The 18,521-nt window shown below is 66.5% G+C and carries 16 protein-coding genes; 10 read left to right on the forward strand and 6 right to left on the reverse strand.

Features of this window, described 5'->3' with window-relative positions:
* The first annotated feature begins 144 nt into the window (after positions 1 to 144).
* Positions 145 to 1,089, forward strand: coding sequence for a GlxA family transcriptional regulator (locus tag ACKY0X_RS10675; RefSeq protein ID WP_409429587.1), 945 nt, complete (start codon positions 145 to 147; stop codon positions 1,087 to 1,089).
* A 9-nt stretch (positions 1,090 to 1,098) separates the two neighbouring features.
* On the opposite strand, the gene aceA is transcribed toward ACKY0X_RS10675, so the two are convergent.
* Entirely contained in the window at positions 1,099 to 3,399 is a 2,301-nt protein-coding gene (gene aceA, locus ACKY0X_RS10680; RefSeq protein WP_409429389.1) for an isocitrate lyase ICL2, read from the reverse strand.
* Positions 3,400 to 3,583: 184 nt separating this feature from the next.
* Between aceA and ACKY0X_RS10685 the strand changes: the two genes are divergently transcribed.
* From ACKY0X_RS10685 to ACKY0X_RS10695, 3 genes are all read left to right on the forward strand, one after another.
* Complete coding sequence (locus tag ACKY0X_RS10685) at positions 3,584 to 3,949, forward strand: hypothetical protein (RefSeq protein WP_409429390.1); 366 nt, start codon at positions 3,584 to 3,586, stop codon at positions 3,947 to 3,949.
* A 90-nt stretch (positions 3,950 to 4,039) separates the two neighbouring features.
* Positions 4,040 to 5,872: a fatty acyl-AMP ligase gene (locus ACKY0X_RS10690; protein WP_409429391.1), complete on the forward strand. Its 1,833-nt coding sequence runs from the start codon at positions 4,040 to 4,042 to the stop codon at positions 5,870 to 5,872.
* Between the two features lie 141 nt (positions 5,873 to 6,013).
* Complete coding sequence (locus ACKY0X_RS10695) at positions 6,014 to 7,198, forward strand: PPE family protein (RefSeq protein WP_409429392.1); 1,185 nt, start codon at positions 6,014 to 6,016, stop codon at positions 7,196 to 7,198.
* On the opposite strand, the gene ACKY0X_RS10700 is transcribed toward ACKY0X_RS10695, so the two are convergent.
* The 3 genes from ACKY0X_RS10700 to ACKY0X_RS10710 form a co-directional block, all read right to left on the reverse strand.
* Positions 7,164 to 10,010: an RND family transporter gene (locus ACKY0X_RS10700; protein ID WP_409429393.1), complete on the reverse strand. Its 2,847-nt coding sequence runs from the start codon at positions 10,008 to 10,010 to the stop codon at positions 7,164 to 7,166. The two genes, ACKY0X_RS10695 and ACKY0X_RS10700, sit on opposite strands and share 35 nt — an antisense overlap.
* Positions 10,007 to 10,438: an MmpS family transport accessory protein gene (locus ACKY0X_RS10705; RefSeq protein WP_409429394.1), complete on the reverse strand. Its 432-nt coding sequence runs from the start codon at positions 10,436 to 10,438 to the stop codon at positions 10,007 to 10,009. The genes ACKY0X_RS10700 and ACKY0X_RS10705 overlap by 4 nt, the downstream gene beginning before the upstream one ends.
* A gap of 106 nt (positions 10,439 to 10,544) precedes the next feature.
* Positions 10,545 to 11,156, reverse strand: a complete 612-nt coding sequence (locus ACKY0X_RS10710) for a TetR/AcrR family transcriptional regulator (RefSeq protein ID WP_409429395.1) — start codon at positions 11,154 to 11,156, stop codon at positions 10,545 to 10,547.
* Between the two features lie 80 nt (positions 11,157 to 11,236).
* Between ACKY0X_RS10710 and ACKY0X_RS10715 the strand changes: the two genes are divergently transcribed.
* From ACKY0X_RS10715 to tpx, 3 genes are read left to right on the forward strand one after another with little or no spacing between them, the layout of a single operon-like run.
* Entirely contained in the window at positions 11,237 to 12,163 is a 927-nt protein-coding gene (locus tag ACKY0X_RS10715) for a metal-dependent hydrolase (protein ID WP_409429396.1), read from the forward strand.
* Complete coding sequence (locus ACKY0X_RS10720; protein ID WP_409429397.1) at positions 12,163 to 13,308, forward strand: hypothetical protein; 1,146 nt, start codon at positions 12,163 to 12,165, stop codon at positions 13,306 to 13,308. Before ACKY0X_RS10715 ends, ACKY0X_RS10720 begins: the two co-directional genes overlap by 1 nt.
* Positions 13,309 to 13,365: 57 nt before the next feature.
* The gene (gene tpx / locus ACKY0X_RS10725; protein WP_409429398.1) at positions 13,366 to 13,863 is read left to right on the forward strand and encodes a thiol peroxidase; all 498 of its coding nucleotides are present in this window, start codon (positions 13,366 to 13,368) and stop codon (positions 13,861 to 13,863) included.
* A 30-nt stretch (positions 13,864 to 13,893) separates the two neighbouring features.
* Here tpx and ACKY0X_RS10730 read toward each other — a convergent pair whose 3' ends face one another.
* Entirely contained in the window at positions 13,894 to 14,676 is a 783-nt protein-coding gene (locus ACKY0X_RS10730; RefSeq protein WP_409429399.1) for an enoyl-CoA hydratase/isomerase family protein, read from the reverse strand.
* 23 nt (positions 14,677 to 14,699) lie between these two features.
* Here ACKY0X_RS10730 and ACKY0X_RS10735 point away from each other — a divergent pair, with 23 nt between their 5' ends.
* Genes ACKY0X_RS10735 through ACKY0X_RS10745 form a run of 3 tightly spaced genes read left to right on the forward strand, consistent with a single transcriptional unit; the run spans position 14,700 to position 16,786 of the window.
* Positions 14,700 to 15,074 (forward strand): NYN domain-containing protein, encoded by a 375-nt coding sequence (locus ACKY0X_RS10735; protein ID WP_409429400.1) that lies wholly within the window; start codon positions 14,700 to 14,702, stop codon positions 15,072 to 15,074.
* Positions 15,071 to 15,916, forward strand: coding sequence for a helix-turn-helix domain-containing protein (locus tag ACKY0X_RS10740; RefSeq protein ID WP_409429401.1), 846 nt, complete (start codon positions 15,071 to 15,073; stop codon positions 15,914 to 15,916). Before ACKY0X_RS10735 ends, ACKY0X_RS10740 begins: the two co-directional genes overlap by 4 nt.
* Positions 15,917 to 15,970: 54 nt before the next feature.
* Complete coding sequence (locus ACKY0X_RS10745) at positions 15,971 to 16,786, forward strand: SAM-dependent methyltransferase (RefSeq protein ID WP_409429402.1); 816 nt, start codon at positions 15,971 to 15,973, stop codon at positions 16,784 to 16,786.
* Here the strand turns inward: ACKY0X_RS10745 and ACKY0X_RS10750 are convergent.
* Complete coding sequence (locus tag ACKY0X_RS10750; RefSeq protein ID WP_409429403.1) at positions 16,762 to 18,378, reverse strand: FAD-binding protein; 1,617 nt, start codon at positions 18,376 to 18,378, stop codon at positions 16,762 to 16,764. The two genes, ACKY0X_RS10745 and ACKY0X_RS10750, sit on opposite strands and share 25 nt — an antisense overlap.
* Between the last annotated feature and the right edge of the window lie 143 nt (positions 18,379 to 18,521).

The raw sequence follows: 18,521 nt of genomic DNA on the forward strand, positions 1-18,521 counted from the left end.
CCTGCAGCCATTCTGCGTTTGGCTGGACGATTCGACCGTGGTCGTTCGCGCCGCCTTTCCCACAGAATGCGACACGCTCCCGGAGCCGTATTGGTCACCGAAAGACATAATGGCTGCGTGGATGACGCCGGTGCCGGGGCGCGGCTGGTGGTGATCGTCGTCTTTGACGACGTGACGATGCTCGATGTCGCAGGTGCCGCGGAAGTCTTCGTCGAAGCCAATCGGTTTGGCGCGAACTATGCGGTCACGATCGCCTCGGTGGATGGCCGCGACGTGACGACCTCGATCGGCGCCCGGTTGGGTGTCACCGACAGTCTTGCCGCTATCGGTTCTGCCGACACCGTGTTGGTGGCCGGAGGCGACCATCTGCCCCGGCGCGCCATCGACCCCGCACTCGTCGAAGCTGTCAGGTCAGTGGCCGGTCGGACACGGCGCCTGGCGTCCATCTGCACGGGGTCGTTCATCCTGGCTCAGGCCGGCATGCTCAGTGGCCGTCGCGCCACCACGCACTGGCACGACGCCCGGTTGTTCGCGCGGGCATTCCCCGACATCACAGTGGAGCCGGACGCCATCTTCATCCGCGATGGCGACGTCTACACTTCGGCCGGCGTGTCAGCCGGTATCGACCTCGCGTTGGCGTTGGTCGAAATGGATCATGGCAGCAAGCTGGTTCGCGAGGTTGCTCGATGGTTGGTGGTCTATCTCAAACGCGCAGGCGGACAGTCACAATTCTCGGCGCTGGTCGAGGCCGATCCGCCGCCGCAGTCGGCGCTGCGCAAGGTTACCGATGCGATCGTGGCCGACCCGGCCGACGACCACAGCGTGGAAGCCCTTGCCAGGCGAGCCGCATTGAGCCGACGGCAACTGACCAGGCTGTTCCAGGCAGAGCTCGGAACCACCCCGGCCCGCTACGTCGAAGCGGTACGCGTCGATGCCGCCCGCGCCGCGCTCGACGCGGGCCACAGCGTGACCGAGTCCGCGCGCCGAGCAGGTTTCGGCAGTCCCGAAACTCTCCGCCGGGTATTCGTCGATCACCTAGGCGTATCGCCGAAGGCTTACCGCGACCGGTTCCGCACGACGGCCCGCTGAGCCGCGACGTTAGCCTTCTTTGTTGATCAGCTTGCTCAGTGCCGTCCGGTCGGAGGCCAGCAGCTCGTCGATGCGCGGCTGGTTGACGTCCGCGACGATGATCTCGCCGACCTCCTGGTTGACGCTGCTGAAGATGCCGTGCTCCTTCATCTTCTCGGTCTGATACAGGTTGTCTTGGGTGGGCGTGACGTAGTGCACCGCAGCGGCTTTGAACCGGTGGATCAGCCACAAGTGGGTCAGGTCCATCAGTCGCTTCTGGCGCAGCTTCTCGGCGAAGGTGTTCTGGTCGCGGACCGTCAAGATGCTGCGACCGTGCCGATCCTTGATCGGGTCGACGATCACGTTGGCGAGCTTGTCGTCGCCCTCGCCGTAGATCCCCAGTTCCAGCACATCGGATCCGGGACGGGTGGGGCGCAGCTGCACGCGCAGCTTCTCGCCGAGCTGGTAGTGCTCGGCCCACAACGCCAGCCAGTCCTCCAGCAGCTTCTTGGGTACCTCGGTCTGCACCAAATGCTGATGCTGGGTGGATCCGGCGCCCATCGCCTTGGTGGTGGCGGTGCGGCCCGACGACGCGGCCAGCGCAGCGTCGCTGCGTGGCCCGCCGACCAGGGTCTGCGGCGTGCGGTAGGGCGATTCCACCAGCCGCATCTTGCGCTGCAGTCGGGCCAGCGCCAGCATGCCGTCCTGCAACAGGGTGGCCGCGAACTCCTCGGAGGCCACACCGTCGACCTGGTGGCCGCCGTAGGTGATGAAATTGAAGACGAAGCCCATCTTGCCGAGTTCGGCGGGGAAGGCCCGCATCTGCTCGTCCGTCATGCCGGTGGTGTCCCAGTTGAACGAGGGGGACAGGTTGTAGGCCAGCATCTGGTCGGGGTACTGGGCGTGGATCGCTTCGGCGAACTCGCGGGCGTCGGCGAGGTCGGCGGTCTTGGTCTCCATCCACAACAGGTCGGCGAAGGGGGCGGCGGCCAGTGACTTGGCGATCGCGTAGGGAATGCCGCCGCGCACCTGGAAGTAGCCCTCGGGAGTCTTGGCCCGTTCGCAGTCCCAGCCGGGGTCGGCGTTGAGCTCCGCGGCTTTCTGCCGAGAGGTGTAAAGCGGTGCCCGGGCGGCGAATTCCCGCCACTGCGCGGCGCTCATCTCTTTGGGCTCGCCTTCACGCTCGGCGAATTCGAGCATTTCGGCGACGGCGTCTCCGAACGTCATCAGTCCGGCATCGTTCTGCCACGCTTCGACGAACTTCGATTCGATGTCGTCGAAGAGGCCGTCCACCGAGGTGCGCCCGTCACCGCGCCAGCCTTCGGCGGCCTTGGTGATCAACGCGGTGATCCCGTTGCGTTCCAGCCAGGCGTCGGCGGCGGCGTACTCGCCCTCGGGCAGGGCGTAGAGCAGGTGGCCGTTGATCTCGGTGATGCCGGAGTTGTAGAACTGCCGCGTCATTGCCAGGAAACAGGACTTGTAGGACGGGATCTTCAAGTTCGTGGTGCCCAGGATGAACGGCTGGTCACGTTCGTCGCCCCGACTCTCGACCAGGTTCGCCGCCTCGGCGTCGGTGCGCGCGACAATGATGCCGGGCACGCCCATCAGGTCCAACTGGAACCGGGCGGTGTTCAGCCGCTTGATCTGCTCGTCGGAGGGCACCAGAACTTTGCCGCCCTGGTGGCCGCACTTCTTGGTGCCGGGACGCTGATCCTCGATGTGGTAACCCGGGACACCGGCCTCGACGAAGCGCCGGATCAGGTTGCGCACGTGCGGATCACCGCCGTGCCCGGTGTCGGCGTCGGCGATGATGAACGGCCGGTAGTCCACGGCTGGAGTGGCGGCGCGCTGCTCGTCGGTCATCTTCAGGCGCAGGTACTGCTGGTTGCGGTCGGCGGTGAGCAGGGCACGCACCAGTCCGGCCGCCTCGTCGGGAACCTGACTGAGCGGGTAGCTGGCCAGGTCGGGACCCGGGTCCTCGGTGATGGAGCCCTTCGCCGAGGTGGCCCAGCCGCCGAGGTAGATGCCCTCGATGCCGACTCGCTTCATCACCACCGCCTGGCCGGGTGAGTAGGGGCCGAAGGTGGTGATGCTCTTTTTCGCGGCGAACAGCTCACGCAGCCGCGCGTAGAACGCGGTCGCTGCCTCACGCGCAACGATGTAGTCGGAGGGGATGGTGCCGCGTTGCTCGACGACTTGGCGGGCGCTGTAGAGACGGGTGATGCCTTCGAAACGGGGGCTGTCGAAGTACTTCTGCACCGCTGCGACGTCGGCGTCGACGTCGCGTTCGACCGGTGTGTTTGTCGTCGGGTTCGTCTCGATCGTCGTCATGGAAATTCGCTCCCTTTCACCGGATCAATGCGGTGGGTCCTAGCTTGCTTCCTCCTCGTATTGTGCCGCCGCACGCTGAGCGATAGTTCGGTTTTGCCTACATCTTCAGCACTGCGCCGCTGATGCCGCTGAACTGGCCCGAAGGCATCGGATTAGGCGGCCGAAGTGGGTAAGCTCAAGGTTTATGACGTACCGGTCGGACCGGTGGGCGGAACACTGGGAGCAGGCGCCACAGCCGGTGGTGGTCGGCCGCTGGGCGGCCCGTCGAATGAGCCGGCGCTTCGCCGGGGTGGGCGTCCGCATTCCGCCCGCTCGGCTGCGTGAGATGGCGGTCGGTGCGCCGCTGGCGTCCGCGGAATCGGTCGACTACGCGTTCGCGCTCGCTGCTACGGAGATGAAGCACGAGCAGCGATTGGCCCGGGCGCGGCGCAACCGGCGACGCCTGATGAACGCGCTCATCGTGGCCGGCCTGATGATCGCTTCACTCAATCTGCTGATCTGCCTGGGCTATCTCTTCATCAGCTTGGCGCTGCGCGAACCGGCTATGTGATCCGTCACTGCACCAACTCCATTGTGGTGGAAGTCCTTTGACGTCCGAAGCGGGCTTCGGCGAAGGAGCCGGGGCCCTAGACTGCGGGGCATGACACGGTCGCAGCGCTCGACGCCCCTCAAGGGACTGGTTCAGATCGAGGAATGCCTGAACTCCGATGGCGGCATCGTGCTGCCACCGGGCGAAACCCTGATCTCGCTGATCGACCGCAATATCGCCAACGTTGGGGATGCGGTGGCGTTCCGTTACCTCGACTACGCCGGTCCGGTGGAAGGCCGGGAGGTCGAGCTGACCTGGACGCAACTCGGCGAGCGACTGCGCGCCATCGGTGCCCGCCTGCAAAGTCTCACGGCTCCCGGTGATCGGGTGGCGATCTTGGCGCCGCAGGGACTGGACTACGTCACGGGGTTCTATGCGGCCGTCAAATGCGCAACCGTCGCGGTGCCGCTATTCGCTCCCGAACTGCCGGGGCACACCGAGCGACTCGACACCGCCTTGCGCGACTGCACTCCGGCCGTGGTTCTGACGACGGCCGCGGTGCGCCACATCGTCGATGATTTTCTGGGCAAGCTGCCCCAGCAGTTGCAGCCCCGCGTGGTGGTCATCGACGAGATACCGGATTCGGCGGGGGAAGACTTCGTGCCCGTCGACATCGACGTCGACGACGTGTCGCACCTGCAGTACACCTCGGGCACCACGCGGCCACCGGTCGGTGTGCAGGTGACCCACCGCTCGGTGGCCACCAACCTGCTGCAGATGATTCTGTCCATCGACATGCTGGATCGAAACACGCACGGACTCAGCTGGTTACCGCTCTATCACGACATGGGTCTGTCGATGATCGGATTTCCGGCGGTCTACGGGGGACATTCCACGCTGATCTCGCCGACCGCGTTCATCCGGCGACCGCAGCGTTGGATCAATGCGCTGTCGGACGCCTCGCGGCGCGGCCGGGTGGTCACCGCCGCACCGAACTTCGCCTATGAGTTGACCGCTGCGCGGGGCCTGCCGGCGCCGGATGCCGACATAGACCTGTCGAATGTCGTGATGATCATCGGATCCGAACCGGTGAACATGGCGGCGATCACCACATTCAACGAGGCGTTCGCGCCGTACGGGTTGCCGCCCACCGCCATCAAGCCGTCCTATGGGATCGCCGAGGCCACGCTGTTTGTCGCCACCATCGCTCCCGATGCGGAGGCGAGTGTGCGGTACCTGGACCGCGATCAACTCGGTGCCGGCCGCGCGGTGCCGGTGGCCGCAGACACCCCGGGCGCGGTGGCCCAGGTGTCGTGCGGGCAGGTGGCCCGCAGTCTGTCGGCGGTGATCGTCGACGCCCAGGCCGGGGCGGAATTGCCCGACGGAAGTATCGGCGAGATCTGGCTGCACGGCGACAATGTCACGGCCGGCTACTGGGGCCGGCCCGACGAGACCCGGCACGCGTTCGGCGCCCGCCTGAGGTGTCGGCTGGACCACGGCAGCCACGCCGGGCCGACTCCGGCCGACGGCGCGTGGTTGCGCACCGGTGACCTGGGCTTCTATCTCGACGGTGAGCTCTACGTGACGGGTCGCACGGTCGATCTGATGTCCCTTGGGGGACGCGGTCACTATCCGCAGGACATCGAAGCCACCGTGGCGGCGGCCTCATCGATGGTTCGTGACGGTTATGTGGTCGCGTTCGCGGTACCGGCCGAGGACGCCGGACAGCTGGTGATCGTCGCCGAGCGAGCGACCGGCGCCGGCCGCAAAGATCCCGCACCGGCGATCGCAGCCATCCGTGCCGAGGTGCAGCGGGTGCATGGGGTGAGCGCCGCCGATATCCAATTCGTCCGAGCCGGCGCCATCCCCCGCACCACCAGTGGAAAGCTTGGCCGCACTGCGTGCCGCCAGCAGTATGTGGCGGGCACGCTCGGTGTGCATTGAGACGGCTGTGTTGGTCTGCTGGCTCCGCCGCGCGTGCACAGCGGGCGCACAGCGCGGACCTGTCGGGCGCCCAAAATAGCTAGCTAGCCTTCCTAAAGCATCTTGCCGGATCGATTGCCGGCCAAGAGATAAGGGGAGGCAATGGACTACGGAGCCCTGCCGCCGGAGATCAACTCGGCGCGCATGTACGCCGGCCCCGGCCCGGCTTCGTTACTGGCCTCGGCGAGCGCCTGGCAGGACCTGGCCGCCGAACTGAACTCCGCGGCCGCGTCCTACGGCTCAGTGATTGCGGGTCTGACGAGTGGTTCCTGGCTGGGCGCCTCGGCGGTGACAATGGCAGCTGCGGCGAGCCCCTACGTGACCTGGCTCAGTGCCACTGGGGCACAAGCCGAGCAGGCCGGCGCCCAACTGGCCGCCGCCGTCATGGCTTATGAATTCGCCCGCGCGGCTACCGTTCCGCCGCCGCTGATCGCAGCCAACCGCACCCTGCAGCAGACCCTCATCGCCACCAATCTGCTTGGACAGAACACCGCGGCGATCGCCACGACCGAGGCGCAATACCTGGAAATGTGGGCTCAGGACGCCGCGGCCATGTACGGCTACGCCGGGGCGTCGGCGGTCGCCACCCAGGTCACGCCGTTCGCCTCGCCGCCGCAGACCACCGACCCGTCCCGGCAGGCCGGCCAGGCCGCCTCCGTCGCGCAGTCGGCCGCCGCAACCACCGGTACCGACACCGAGGCTTTGATGTCACAAGGGCCGCAACTGCTCTCGACGACCCCTACGGCTCTGCAGGCGCTGGCCGCACCCACCGAGGAGGCGTCCACGGGCGGCTCGATGTCGTCGTCGATGTCGAGCCTGAACTCGCTCATGATGCCGATGCGCATGGCCATGATGCCCATGAGCATGCTGATGCGGATGCTGATGGGAGGCTCTAACGGGGCCAAGGGTGCGGCGGCTGGGGTGGCGGCGGCCGGCGGGGCGGCCTCGGGCCTGCTCAGCTCCGCTGGTGGCGCCTCCAGCACGGTGACGTTGGCGGGTTTCTCGGGCGGATCGGCGGCCACCGCCGGGCTGGGCCGGGCCGCCTCGATCGGCGCATTGTCGGTGCCGCCGGCATGGACGGGTCTGGGCGTGGCCAGCGCTCCGGCGGCCACGGCGTTGCCGTCGGTCGGTGGGGGAGCGGTCTCGGCAGCGGGAACGGGCAATGCTGCCGCGGTGCCGCCGATGGTGCCGTTCGGCAGCCTGGCCGCGCGCGGTGGGGTCGGCGGCTCGGCCACCCAGTACGACTTTCGGCCTACGGTGATCCCGCGGTCACCGGCAGCGGGGTAGTCACCGCGGGCTGGACCTTGTGAATCCTTCTGGGCCACCAGAACCAGCGGCCGAGCAGTGCGGCGATCGACGGGGTCAGGAATGACCGCACGATCAGGGTGTCGAACAGCAGCCCGAGTCCGATGGTGCTGCCCGCCTGGCCGATCGAGTACAGGTCGCTGACCGCCATGGACATCATCGTGAACGCGAACACCAGGCCCGCCGCGGTGACCACCGATCCGGTTCCGCCGATCGAGCGGATGATCCCGGTTTTGATGCCGGTCTTGCTCCCGTCGCCGATCTCCTCCTGGAAGCGCGAGACCAGCAACAGGTTGTAGTCCGACCCGACCGCCAGCAGGATGATGACGCCGAAAACCGGTGCGATCCAGTTCAGCGGCAACCCGAAGATGTGTTGCCACACCAGGACCGACAACCCGAAGGCCGCACTCAGGGACAGCAGCACCGTGCCGACGATCACCGCGGAGGCGACCAGCGCCCGGGTCAGGAGCAGCATCACAATGAAGATCAACGTCACCGCCGCCACTCCGACGATCAGGATGTCGTAGGTGGAACCGGACTGGATGTCGTTGTACACCGCGGCGGTTCCGGTGAGATGGAACTTGGCGCCCGTCAGTGGCGTACCCTTCACGGCGTCGTGCGCGGCGGCCAGCATCGGCTCGACGAATGAAATGCCCTTGGGGGTAGCCGGATCGGCGTCGTAGGTGACGATGAACCGCGCGGCATGACCATCCGGGGACAAGAACAGCGCCAGGCCCTTCTGGAAGTCCGGGTTGTCGAAGGCCTCCGGCGGAAGATAGAAGTAGTCGTCGGCCATGGACGCATCGAAGGCTCGGCCCATCTCGGTGGCGGTGTCGGTCATCCGCGACATCTGGGTCACCAGTCCGGCGAAGGTCGAGTGCATCGAAAGCACGCTGGCCTGCATGGATTTCGCCACCGCGATCATCGGCTCGAACTGCCCGACCATCTGCGGCATGACGGCGTTCATGTCGGCCATGTCGGCGAGTAGCGGCTCCATGTTCTCGCTGAACTTGTCCATACCGTCGTAGGCGTCGAAGACCGACCGGACCGCATGACAGACCGGAATGTTGAAGCAGTGCTGTTCCCAGTAGAAATAGTTGCGGACCGGGCGAGCGACGTCGTCGAAATCGGCTATGTGGTCCCGGATTTCGTTGACGGTCGCATTGATCGTCACCATGTCGGCGGTCATCCGTTCGGTGGTGGTGTCCATCCGCGCGACCAGATCCCGGAGCCGCTCCATGGATGCGACGGTGGCGCCCAGGTCGTCGCTCATCTTGTGCATGTCTGCCAGCCGGTCGTCCATGAACTGCAGGTTCTCCTGGATCGGCACGGCGCTCATGCTGACCTGGAACGGGATAGAGGTGTGCTCGATGGGGCTGCCCAGCGGCCGGGTGATGCTCTGCACCCGCTCCACCCCGCGGGTGCGGAAGATGTTCTTGGCGATCCGATCCAAGATGATCATGTCGGCCGAATTGCGTAGGTCGTGGTCGGCCTCGACCATCAACACATCGGGGTTCATCCGGGCGGCGCTGAAGTGCCGTTCGGCGGCGTCGTAGCCGACGTTCGCAGGCAGGTCGGCCGGGATGTAGTAGCGGTCGTTGTAGCTGATCTTCATGCCCGGAACGACAAGCGCTCCGGCCAGGGTGATCAGCATTGCGCCCACGAACACTGCACCGGGCCAGCGGACGTTGGCGGTGCCGATGCGGCGCCAGCCGCGGCCCTCCACCCGCTTGGGGTCGAGCAACGGGGCGGCGACCGCGACCACGGCCGGGGCGACCGTCAGTGCACCGGCGATGACCACTAGCAGACCCAGTGCCGACGGGATGCCCAGGGCCTTGAAGTAGGACAGCCGGGCGAAGTGCAGACACAAGGAGGCGCCGGCAATCGTCAGGCCGGAGCCCAAGATGACATGCCAGGTACCACGGAACATCGAATACCAGGCCGTCTCCCGGTCCTCGCCCGCGTTGCGGGCCTCGTGATAACGACCGATCAGGAAGATCGCGTAGTCGGTACCGGCGGCGATCGCCAACGATGAAAGCATCGCCACCACGAATGTCGAGAACCCCAGCAGGCCAAGGTTACCCAGCAGCGCCACCAACCCGCGGGCGGTGCCCATCTCGAAGCCGACCATCACCAGCGCCAGTGCCACGGTGGCGGCCGAGCGGTAGACGATCGCCAGCATGATGATGATGACCACGCCGGTGACGGCCATCATCTTGAACATGGATTTGTCGGCGGCCTCTGTCATGTCGGTGGTGAGCGCGGCCTGGCCGGTGACGTAGGCCTGCACCCCAGCCGGGGCAGGCACCGAGGCGACGATGTGGCGCACCGCGTCAATGGACTTGTTGCCCTGCGTACTGCCCTGATCGCCGGCGGTGTTGATCTGCGCGTAGGCGGCTTTGCCGTCGGTGCTCTGCACACCGGCGGCGGTGATCGGGTCGCCCCACAGATTCGCGATGTGCTGGACGTGCTCGTGGTCGGCGGACAGCTTCTCAACCAGCGTGTCGTAGTAGCGGTGGGCGTCGGGGCCCAGCTCGGTCTGACCTTCGATCACCAGCATCACCATGGAGTCGGAGTCGAACTCGTCGAACGTCTTACCGATGTGCTTGGCGGCGATCATCGACGGCGCGTCCTGCGGCGACATCGTCAACGCGTGGTCCCTCGCCACCGATTCGATCGGCGGCACCAGCACGTTGAGGCCGACGGTCAGCAGTAGCCAGAAGATGATCAGTGGCCAGGCGAGCCGGCGGACCAGTCTCATATAGGCGGGCCGGGGGTTGCCGTGGCCGCTCATGCTGCTTTGACCAGACAGAAGACCTGGGCGTGGTGCCCAGTGGCGAACTGTTCGTCCTTGATGGCGCCGTTAACCGTGATACGGCAGCCGATCGCGTTGCCGTTGCCCTGGGCGACCAGGTTGCCGATCACCGCTGGACTTGTCGTGCTCATCGAGTGCGACCAGGGCAGGCCGGCGAACGTCGACTGCACGGTCTGGGTCTGCTCATTGAGGTAGCTGACCCCACCGGCGTTGTCGCCGGGTCCGAAAACCTCGTACATGACCCGCTTTTCGTTGATCGACGCGATCGGCGCTGAGCCGCTGCCGTCCCAGCGGAAGATCTCGTCGGATCCGAACGCGCCGCGCAGGTTGACCACCGCCAACGTTCCGACGATGGCCGCCGACGCGACCACCACGGGCACCCAGGCTCGGCTCACAAACGCGCGCATGCCCATCACCTCTCAATTCCCGCCACTGGATAACTCTTCGTGAATACTATACCCCGTAGGGTATACAAATATTCCTTAAGTACCCAAGGGGGTATAGGGAAGGTGGTCAGTCGGCGGCGTGCCGTGACTGCGCGGCGACGGCTTCGCCGAGCCAACGCCGCAGAAAACGGCGCAGCTCGTCGGGGGGGCGATCCGGATCGTTGGGTGCCACGACGAACGACAGCATGACCCGCAGGGTGAACTCCACGAGTTCGCGCAGCGCGGCTTCGTCGTAGCCGTGCTGCTTCCAGTCGACATCGAACCGCTCGATCATTCGCATGCCGAAGGCGCGGGCCTCTTCGGAGGCCATCTCTCGGTTGTGCGCCGAAGACGACGACAGCATCGCGCCCAGGTGTGGGGAGCGGGCCACCGCATCCAGGGTGTAGACCGCGCCTTCGGCGAGCGCGTCAGCGGGATCGTGGATGCCGTGTACGTGCTCGGTGAGCCGGTCGAGGAAGTCGTCGACGGAGGCGATGGCCACTGCGCGCATCAGCGCGTCGGCGGTGGGGAAGTAGCGATACACCGTCTGCCGGATCACCCCGAGTGAAGTGGCGACGTCGGCCAGCGACACTGCAGAGCCGGTGGCGGCGACCAGTTCGACGGCCGCGGCGATGATCCGCCGGCCGGCTTCCTCGTCGGTGTGCGGCGGGTTACCGCCCCAGCCGCGTCGGCGTGCCATCAGTGACCTGCTTGACAAGCTTGGTGCATCGAACAATCATACGCGAAGATGTCCAGTTGTATGTTCGAACTGAGGTAGCGATGACTGACCTGATCGTGCGCAAACTGCGGTTCGCGTTCGCCGAGTACCCCGTGCCGTTCTTGTGGAACGAAGCCAACCCGGCGTTCTCGTCGATGGCCAACGCTGTCTCGCTGCTGGCGATCGGCTTCGAGAAAATGATCGGCGGGATGATCGCCGAAGCGATGCCGCTGATCACCGACCCCGCCGTCGCCGAAGAGGCCGACGCGTTCGTGCGGCAGGAGGGCCAGCACTCGATGGCCCACCGCGGCCATGCCAAGGCGCTGGTCAGGGCCTACCCGGGGCTCAAGGAGACCGTCGACAAATGCAACGCCATGTTCGACAAGATGGCCGCCGAAAAATCACTGGACTACCGGCTGGCCTATACCGCCGACCTCGAGGCCACCTTCACCCCGGTCTTCAAGCTGATGCTCGACCACGACAACACCCTGTTCGCTCCGGGCGACGACCGGGTGGCGTCACTGTTCTTGTGGCACTTCGTTGAGGAAGTCGAACACCGCAGCTCCGCGCTGATCATCTACGACCACGTCATCAACGACCCGTGGTACCGGATGCGGATGGCGCCGTCGATCTTCAAACACGTGATGAGCGTGATCAAGGTGGCGTGCGAAGGCTTCAATCGCCACATTCCCTTGGAAGACCGCAAGGTTGACGCCCTCTCACTGTTCAGTACCTACCGCGCCAAGCAGGCCTGGCGACGCCGGGTCCCGTTCGGCTGGCCCGCCGACGAGGGCCCGGTCGCGGATGCCTTCAAACATCTGCCAAAGCGCGAAATGGCCACCGCGGTCGCCGGTATCATCCGCAGCCAGCTGCCCAATCACAAACCAGCCCACGAAAAGATCCCGGTCCTGGCCAACGAGTGGTTCGCCCGCTATGACGACGGCTACGACGTCACCAAGTGGTACACCGCAGAGGAGAAGAGCGCCTGATGCCCGACTTGTGTGCCCCGACATTTGAGCGCCTCGCCGAGTCGCTGGGCTTCTCCTGCGGCGAGGCCGGCGGATTGCTGGAGTTCCGCAACCCCCTGCAGCTGGAGAATTGGACGCTGCCGGTACTGGAGATCACCGTGATCACCGGTGCGGTGCTGGCGCTGATCTACGCGATCATGCGGTACCGCCGCGGCGATGCCACCAACTTGGCGCTGTGGTTCGGGGCGATCGCCTATCTGCTGATCATCGAACCGCCGCTGTACTTCCCGGGCGCGTTCGGGATCGCCGATCATGTCGACACGATGTTCGCGCACAACGTGTTCACCGTCGACTTCATGTGGGGGCGGCTCCCGCTGTACATCGTCGCGATCTATCCGATGATGGCCACCATCTCGTTCGAGATCGTCCGAATACTAGGCGTGTTCCGCCGCTACGGAACGATCGTCGGGGCCATCTGTGTGGGCTTCGTCCACCACGCGTTCTACGAGATCTTCGACCACCTCGGCCCGCAGCTGCGCTGGTGGGAATGGTCGGTGGACAACCCGCTGAACCAGCCCATGTTCACCTCGGTGCCGATGGGCAGTGTCGTGGTGTTCGCGGCGCTCTGGCCGGCCTCGCTAGCCTTCTGTGTCCAACTGCTGGTCGGTCGTCAGGTCGATCACGGCCGGAAATTCGGTGGGCTGCAAGTGCTGTGGCGAACGATCGTCATCGGCATCCTGGCCTCGCTCGGGACGGGCATCCTGCCGCTGCCGGCGACCCTGCTCGGTGCCGCCACCAACGGCAGGCTGATCGGAATCGCCTATGCCGTGGAACTTCTCATCATCGCCGCGGTGGCCATCCCGGTGTTGATCATCCAGTGGCGGCGCTTGCGGCTGAATCTCTTTGCCGCCGGCCGCTACGACAACCGGCTGATGGTCCGCTACGCCGCGGTCTATCTGTCGGTCATGACGGTGCTGTGGCTGACGGCCCTGCCGGCCTACCTCGATGCCTCGGGCGGGCTGACCGAGAACGGTGACCCGGTGGGATGTCTCTGGTATGTGGTGCTGTGTTTCGTGGTGGCCTACTTGAGTGTGGTGGCCGCGGCGACCGTCCCGCCGATCCTGGAGCCCCACGAGACGCCTGAGCCGGTGGCCGCCGGGCGCTGAGCTCGGCGACTACGGCCCGCCGTGGACGCTGGTTGACGCGCTTGGCAGACTGTTCCCATGGCGCAGATCACGTTAAAGGGAAACCAGATCAACACCGTAGGCGAGTTGCCGGCCGTCGGTTCGGTAGCACCGGCGTTCAGCTTGACCGGAACCGACCTGAGCGTGGTGGACAGCGGGCAGTTCGCCGGTAAGCGGGTCCTGCTGAACATCTTCCCGTCGGTCGACACCCCGGTCTGTGCGACCAGCGTGCGGACCTTCAACGAGCGGGCGGCCGCTGGTGGGGCCGTGCTGTGCGTCTCCAACGACCTGCCGTTCGCCCTGAAGCGGTTCTGCGGTGCCGAAGGCATCGAGAACGTCACCAGTGCCTCGGGCTTCCGGGCCAGCTTCGGCGCCGACTACGGCATCACCATCGCCGACGGTCCGCTGGCCGGGCTGCTGGGCCGGGCGATCGTGGTGATCGGCGCAGACGGCAACGTCGCCTACACCGAGTTGGTGCCGGAGATCGGCCAGGAGCCGAACTACGACGCGGCGTTGGCGGCTCTGACCGGGGCCTAAGCCCCGTATCAACTCGGTTCGTTCGGGAGGTCAGCGGCCCCGCCACTGCGGTGGCCGCTGCTCCCGCCACGCCTGTAGTCCTTCGGCGACGTCTTCGGTCGCCCCGGCGACCTTGCGCATCGTCTCACCGAACCGTACGGCGTCGATCCAGCTCATGTCGGTGCTGCGCCACGCCACTTCCTTGGTGGCTCGCTGCGCCAGGGGAGCGGCCTTGGTGAGGGTGCGTGCCCAGGCTCGGGCGGCCTCCTGCACGGCGTCGGGCTCGACGAGTTTCCACACCAGGCCGATGTCCTTGGCGCGTTGCGCGCTCATCGGTTCTCCGGTCAACAGCAGCTCCATCGCATTGGCCCAGCCCACCCGCTGCGGTAGCCGGATCGCCCCGACGATGGTGGGCACCCCGAGGGTCACCTCCGGGAAGCGAAACACCGCGTCGGTGCTGGCGATGATGAAGTCGCAGAACAACAGTCCGGTGAGGCCGTAACCCACACACGGGCCGTGCACCGCGGCGATGGTCGGCTTGAAAAGCTCCATGCCGGATTCGAATGAGTTGATCGTGGGCTTCTCCCAGAACGTGCCGGGGAACGTGCCGACGGCGCCGGCCGAGTCCTTGAGATCGGCGCCGGCGCAGAACACGTCGCCTTCGGCGGTGAGAATCCCGACCCAGGCGTCCTCCTCGGCGCGAAACCGGTCCCAGGCCGCGTTGAGGTCCTGGCGCATAACCCCATTGATGGCGTTGCGGGCCTCGGGCCGGTTCAGGGTGATGGTCGCGACGTGGTCGTGACACTCATAGGTGACCAGGGGCGTGGCGCTCATTTCTGCACCGTACCGTCGGAGTGGTGCGGTGGATTGTGGACGCGATGAATGTGATCGGTGCGCGTCCAGACGGCTGGTGGAAGGACCGCCATGCCGCGATGGTCCGTTTGACCCGTCAACTGGAAGTCTGGGCGGCGACGCAAGACGGGAAAGTCACGGTGGTCTTCGAGAAACCGCCGTCGCCGCCCATCGAATCGGATGTCGTCACGATCGCGGCGGCGCCGCGCCCCGGCGCCAACTCCGCCGACGACGAGATCGTACGGCTGATCCGGGCCGATGACAGGCCGTGCGACATCACCGTGGTGACCTCTGATCTTGCCCTGGTGGAGCGAGTCACCACGGCGGGCGCGGCGACCTACCCGGCGGCACGTTTCCGCAGGCTCATCGAGGAAGGGTGATGGAGCCGCAACTTTTTCGGCCCAGGCCACCCTTGTCGGAGTACATCGCTTACTTCGGGTACTGGGACCGCCGTACCGGCGGCCCACACCGAAGCCGCGCTCTGCCGCGCGGAGCGGCGACCATCGTCATCGATATTGGCGACCGGCCGCAGGTGGATTTCTTCGGCGCCGACGCGCACACCCGGCTGACGGTGCCACCCGCATTCTTCATCGGTGCCGGAACCGCGTCCTACGTGACACACATCGACATGGCGCAGACCGTCATCACGGTCCACTATCGCCCTGGCGGCGCGTTGCCGTTCTTGGGTATCGCGCAGGGGGAGTTGACGGACACCTGCATCGGGCTGGGCGAGCTATGGGGGCGCGAGGCGGCGACGCTGCGCCAGCGGCTGACGGAGGCACCCTCGGCTACCGCGCGGGTCATGCTGCTCGAAGCGTTCCTGGTGAACCGGTTGCGGGACAAGCAATTTGCTGCCCAGGCGGATGTGACCGCCGTGTTGGATGCCGCGGAACGCAACCCATCGATGCGCGTCGGTGATGCGGTGACGCTCACCGGCTTATCGCCCAAACGGCTGATCAGCAAGTTTCGCACCCAGGTCGGTCTGACACCCAAGGCGTACCTGCGGGTGCGGCGACTGCAGGCCGCCCTCACCCGCCTCGACAGCGGGACAGCAGGGGGTGCTGCCCTGGCGGCTGAGTTGGGGTACTTCGATCAGGCGCACTTCGTGCGGGAGTTTCGGGCGTTCACCGAGACCACCCCGACGCAGTACTTGCGGCGTCGCTCGTGGCTGGCCGGGCACGTTGATCTCGCCGAGGATTCCCCGGCTAGGCCGCGCGGGTGAGCGCCGACAAAAATATCCAAGCCAGCCGCCATCGCCATCCCAGATGATGGAGTGATGCACCGCACCCGAGAAGCCGTGGCCAGCACCGGAATCCTCGTCGCCGCGATCCGCGCCAAGGAATCCGCCCGCGATGACGCCCTGTTCACCGATCCGTTTGCGGACAAGCTGGCGGGGGACGGCGGCCGACGAATGTTGGAGGCGGCCATCGCCAACTCAGGTGAGCAGTCGACCTGGCAGATCATCGTCCGGACCCGATTCTGGGACGAGGCCCTACTACGGGCTGGACTCACCCAGGTGGTCATCCTGGCGGCCGGAATGGACGCCCGGGCATACCGGCTGCGCTGGCCGGAGCACACCACCGTCTACGAAGTGGATCAACCGGCGGTCATGGCGGCCAAAGCCGAGCTGCTCGCCGGCGATGAGCCGAGTTGCCGGCGGGTGCCGCTCGGGATCGACCTTGCCGAGGACTGGCCTGCAGCCCTGGAGGCCGCGGGTTTCGACGTGGCCACCCCCACCGTCTGGCTCATCGAGGGGCTGCTGCAGTACCTCGACGAGGCCGCGGTACGCGCGCTGTTCACCCGTGTCGACGCGTTGTCGGCGCCCGGCTCGGTGTTGCTGTACGACGTGGTCGGTAAGACGCTGCTGGAAGCGCCGTCGATGGCGCCGTTGTTGCAGTCCATGGCACAGCAGGGTTCACCGTGGCTGTTCGGCACCGACGAGCCTGGGGAGCTTGCCGAACGACTCGGTTGGTCGACGGTGGTGACCGACGTGGCCGAGCCGGGGAACCGGTGGAACCGCTGGTTCCCGTCGGTGACCGCAGCGGCCGGACCAGACGTGCCGCGCGGTTACTTTGTCGAAGCGCAGCGATAGCTGTCCGCGCTGGCCGCGTTGGCACCCGCACGGCGTCCGGCGAACACGCAGTCGGCGATCGACAGCCCGCTGACGTAGGACTGCGAGGCGATGCCGATGGCGGTGCGGCCGGCGCTGTAGAGCCCCGGAATCGGATCGCCGTCGGCGTCGACCACCGCACCGGTGTCCTCACAGACCCGGACGCCGCCCAGGGTGAGCATGGGGGTGGGGCGTAAGACGTTGGGCCGCACCGAGATATCCATCAAGGTGAAAGGCCCCTGATCGATGCGCCGGCAGAAGTCGGCGGGCTTGCCCGCCGGGTCTTCGGAGCCGGAATCGATCGCGTCGTTGTGCGCGGTGACGGTGGCCTGCAGGCCCTCGGCATCGACACCGGCGGCGCGCGCCACCTCGGCCAGCGTGGCGCCCCGCACGGCGCCGCCGAAGATCAGCGCGGCGCCCTGGGCGCGCTGGAACCACAACGTCTGGGTCAACAGTTGGCGCCGAGCCTCCGACATCAGGCGGGCATCGGCCAAGATCCAGCCCTGGCTGCCGTGGTTCTTCACCATGGCCTGTCCGACCGCGGCACCGTAACGGGACTCGTCGATCACCCGGCGGCCGTCGGCGCCGACGATGATCGCGGAGATGAATGCGCTCGGGGGCGTGATGAACTTCCACACCGAGACGTTGTCCATCCGATCGGGAACCGCGCCGACGCTCTCGGCCAGCGCGATGCCGCTGCCGTCGTCACCGCTGGTGCCCAGGGGCAGGCCACCGTTGAACTCCGGTGCGTAGCGCTTGCGCCACTCGGTGTTGGCGATGAAGCCGCCGGCGCAGATGATCACCCCGCGCCGCGCAATGATCTCGATGGTCTGGCCGTAGCGCTGCTGCAGCTTCGCCAATCGCCGATCCATCGCGGCGCGCAGTGGTGGGTAGTAGACCCCGGGCTTTGACGAGAGCGCGGCCAGGCGGGCGTAGCGGCGCTGGATGCGGCGCGGTGCCCTTTCCATGGTCGTGGCCCACACGCCGATCACCCGCCCCGACGGGTCCTGCAGCAGTTCGGTGACCGTAGTGTGCGGGCGAAAGTCCACGCCCAGCTTGCGGGCCGACTCGGCCAGCGGTGCATAGATCTTCTTGCCGGACGTGCCTTTGCCGTAGGCGCGGTGTCCACGCTGCACCGGCGGGGTGTGGGCGCGGAAGGCTCCGGCGTTCTCGCTGCCCGAGTGGTACAGGTAGTAGCGATTGTTGGGAAAGGACGTCTTGTAGGGGCACAGGCCGGAGTTGAACGGCACACCGTGCGTCTGCAGCCAGTCGATCATCTCGGGGCTGCCGTCGACGAACCGCTGGAGCGTTTCGGGCCGGACCGCGTCGCCGACTTCCAGGCGTAGGTAGTCCAGCATCTGCTCGGCGGTGTCGTGCACGCCCGCTTCGTTCTGAACTGACGTCCCGCCGCCGGCGTAGATGATGCCCCCGGAGATGGCGGTGGCGCCGCCGCCGTTGGCACGGTCGACCGCGATGACCTCCGCGCCCAGTTCGCGGGCGGTGATCGCGGCAGAGGTACCGGCCGCGCCGTATCCGACGATGACGACGTCGGTCGTCACGCTGGTGGTGGTCATGCGCTCTCCCTTGATGACGTGAGCTGAACGGCCCCCAATGTAACAGTCGCTAGTTCTCTGCTTGCGGAAGTGACCAGCGGTGATGGGACGTCCAACGAGGCAAAGCGAAACGTGTTCTAGCTGGCCGGGGACGCTCCGATCGG

Origin of the sequence: Mycobacterium sp. SMC-11, assembly GCF_046250095.1 — a bacterium.
GTDB classification, from domain to species: domain Bacteria; phylum Actinomycetota; class Actinomycetes; order Mycobacteriales; family Mycobacteriaceae; genus Mycobacterium; species Mycobacterium heraklionense_A.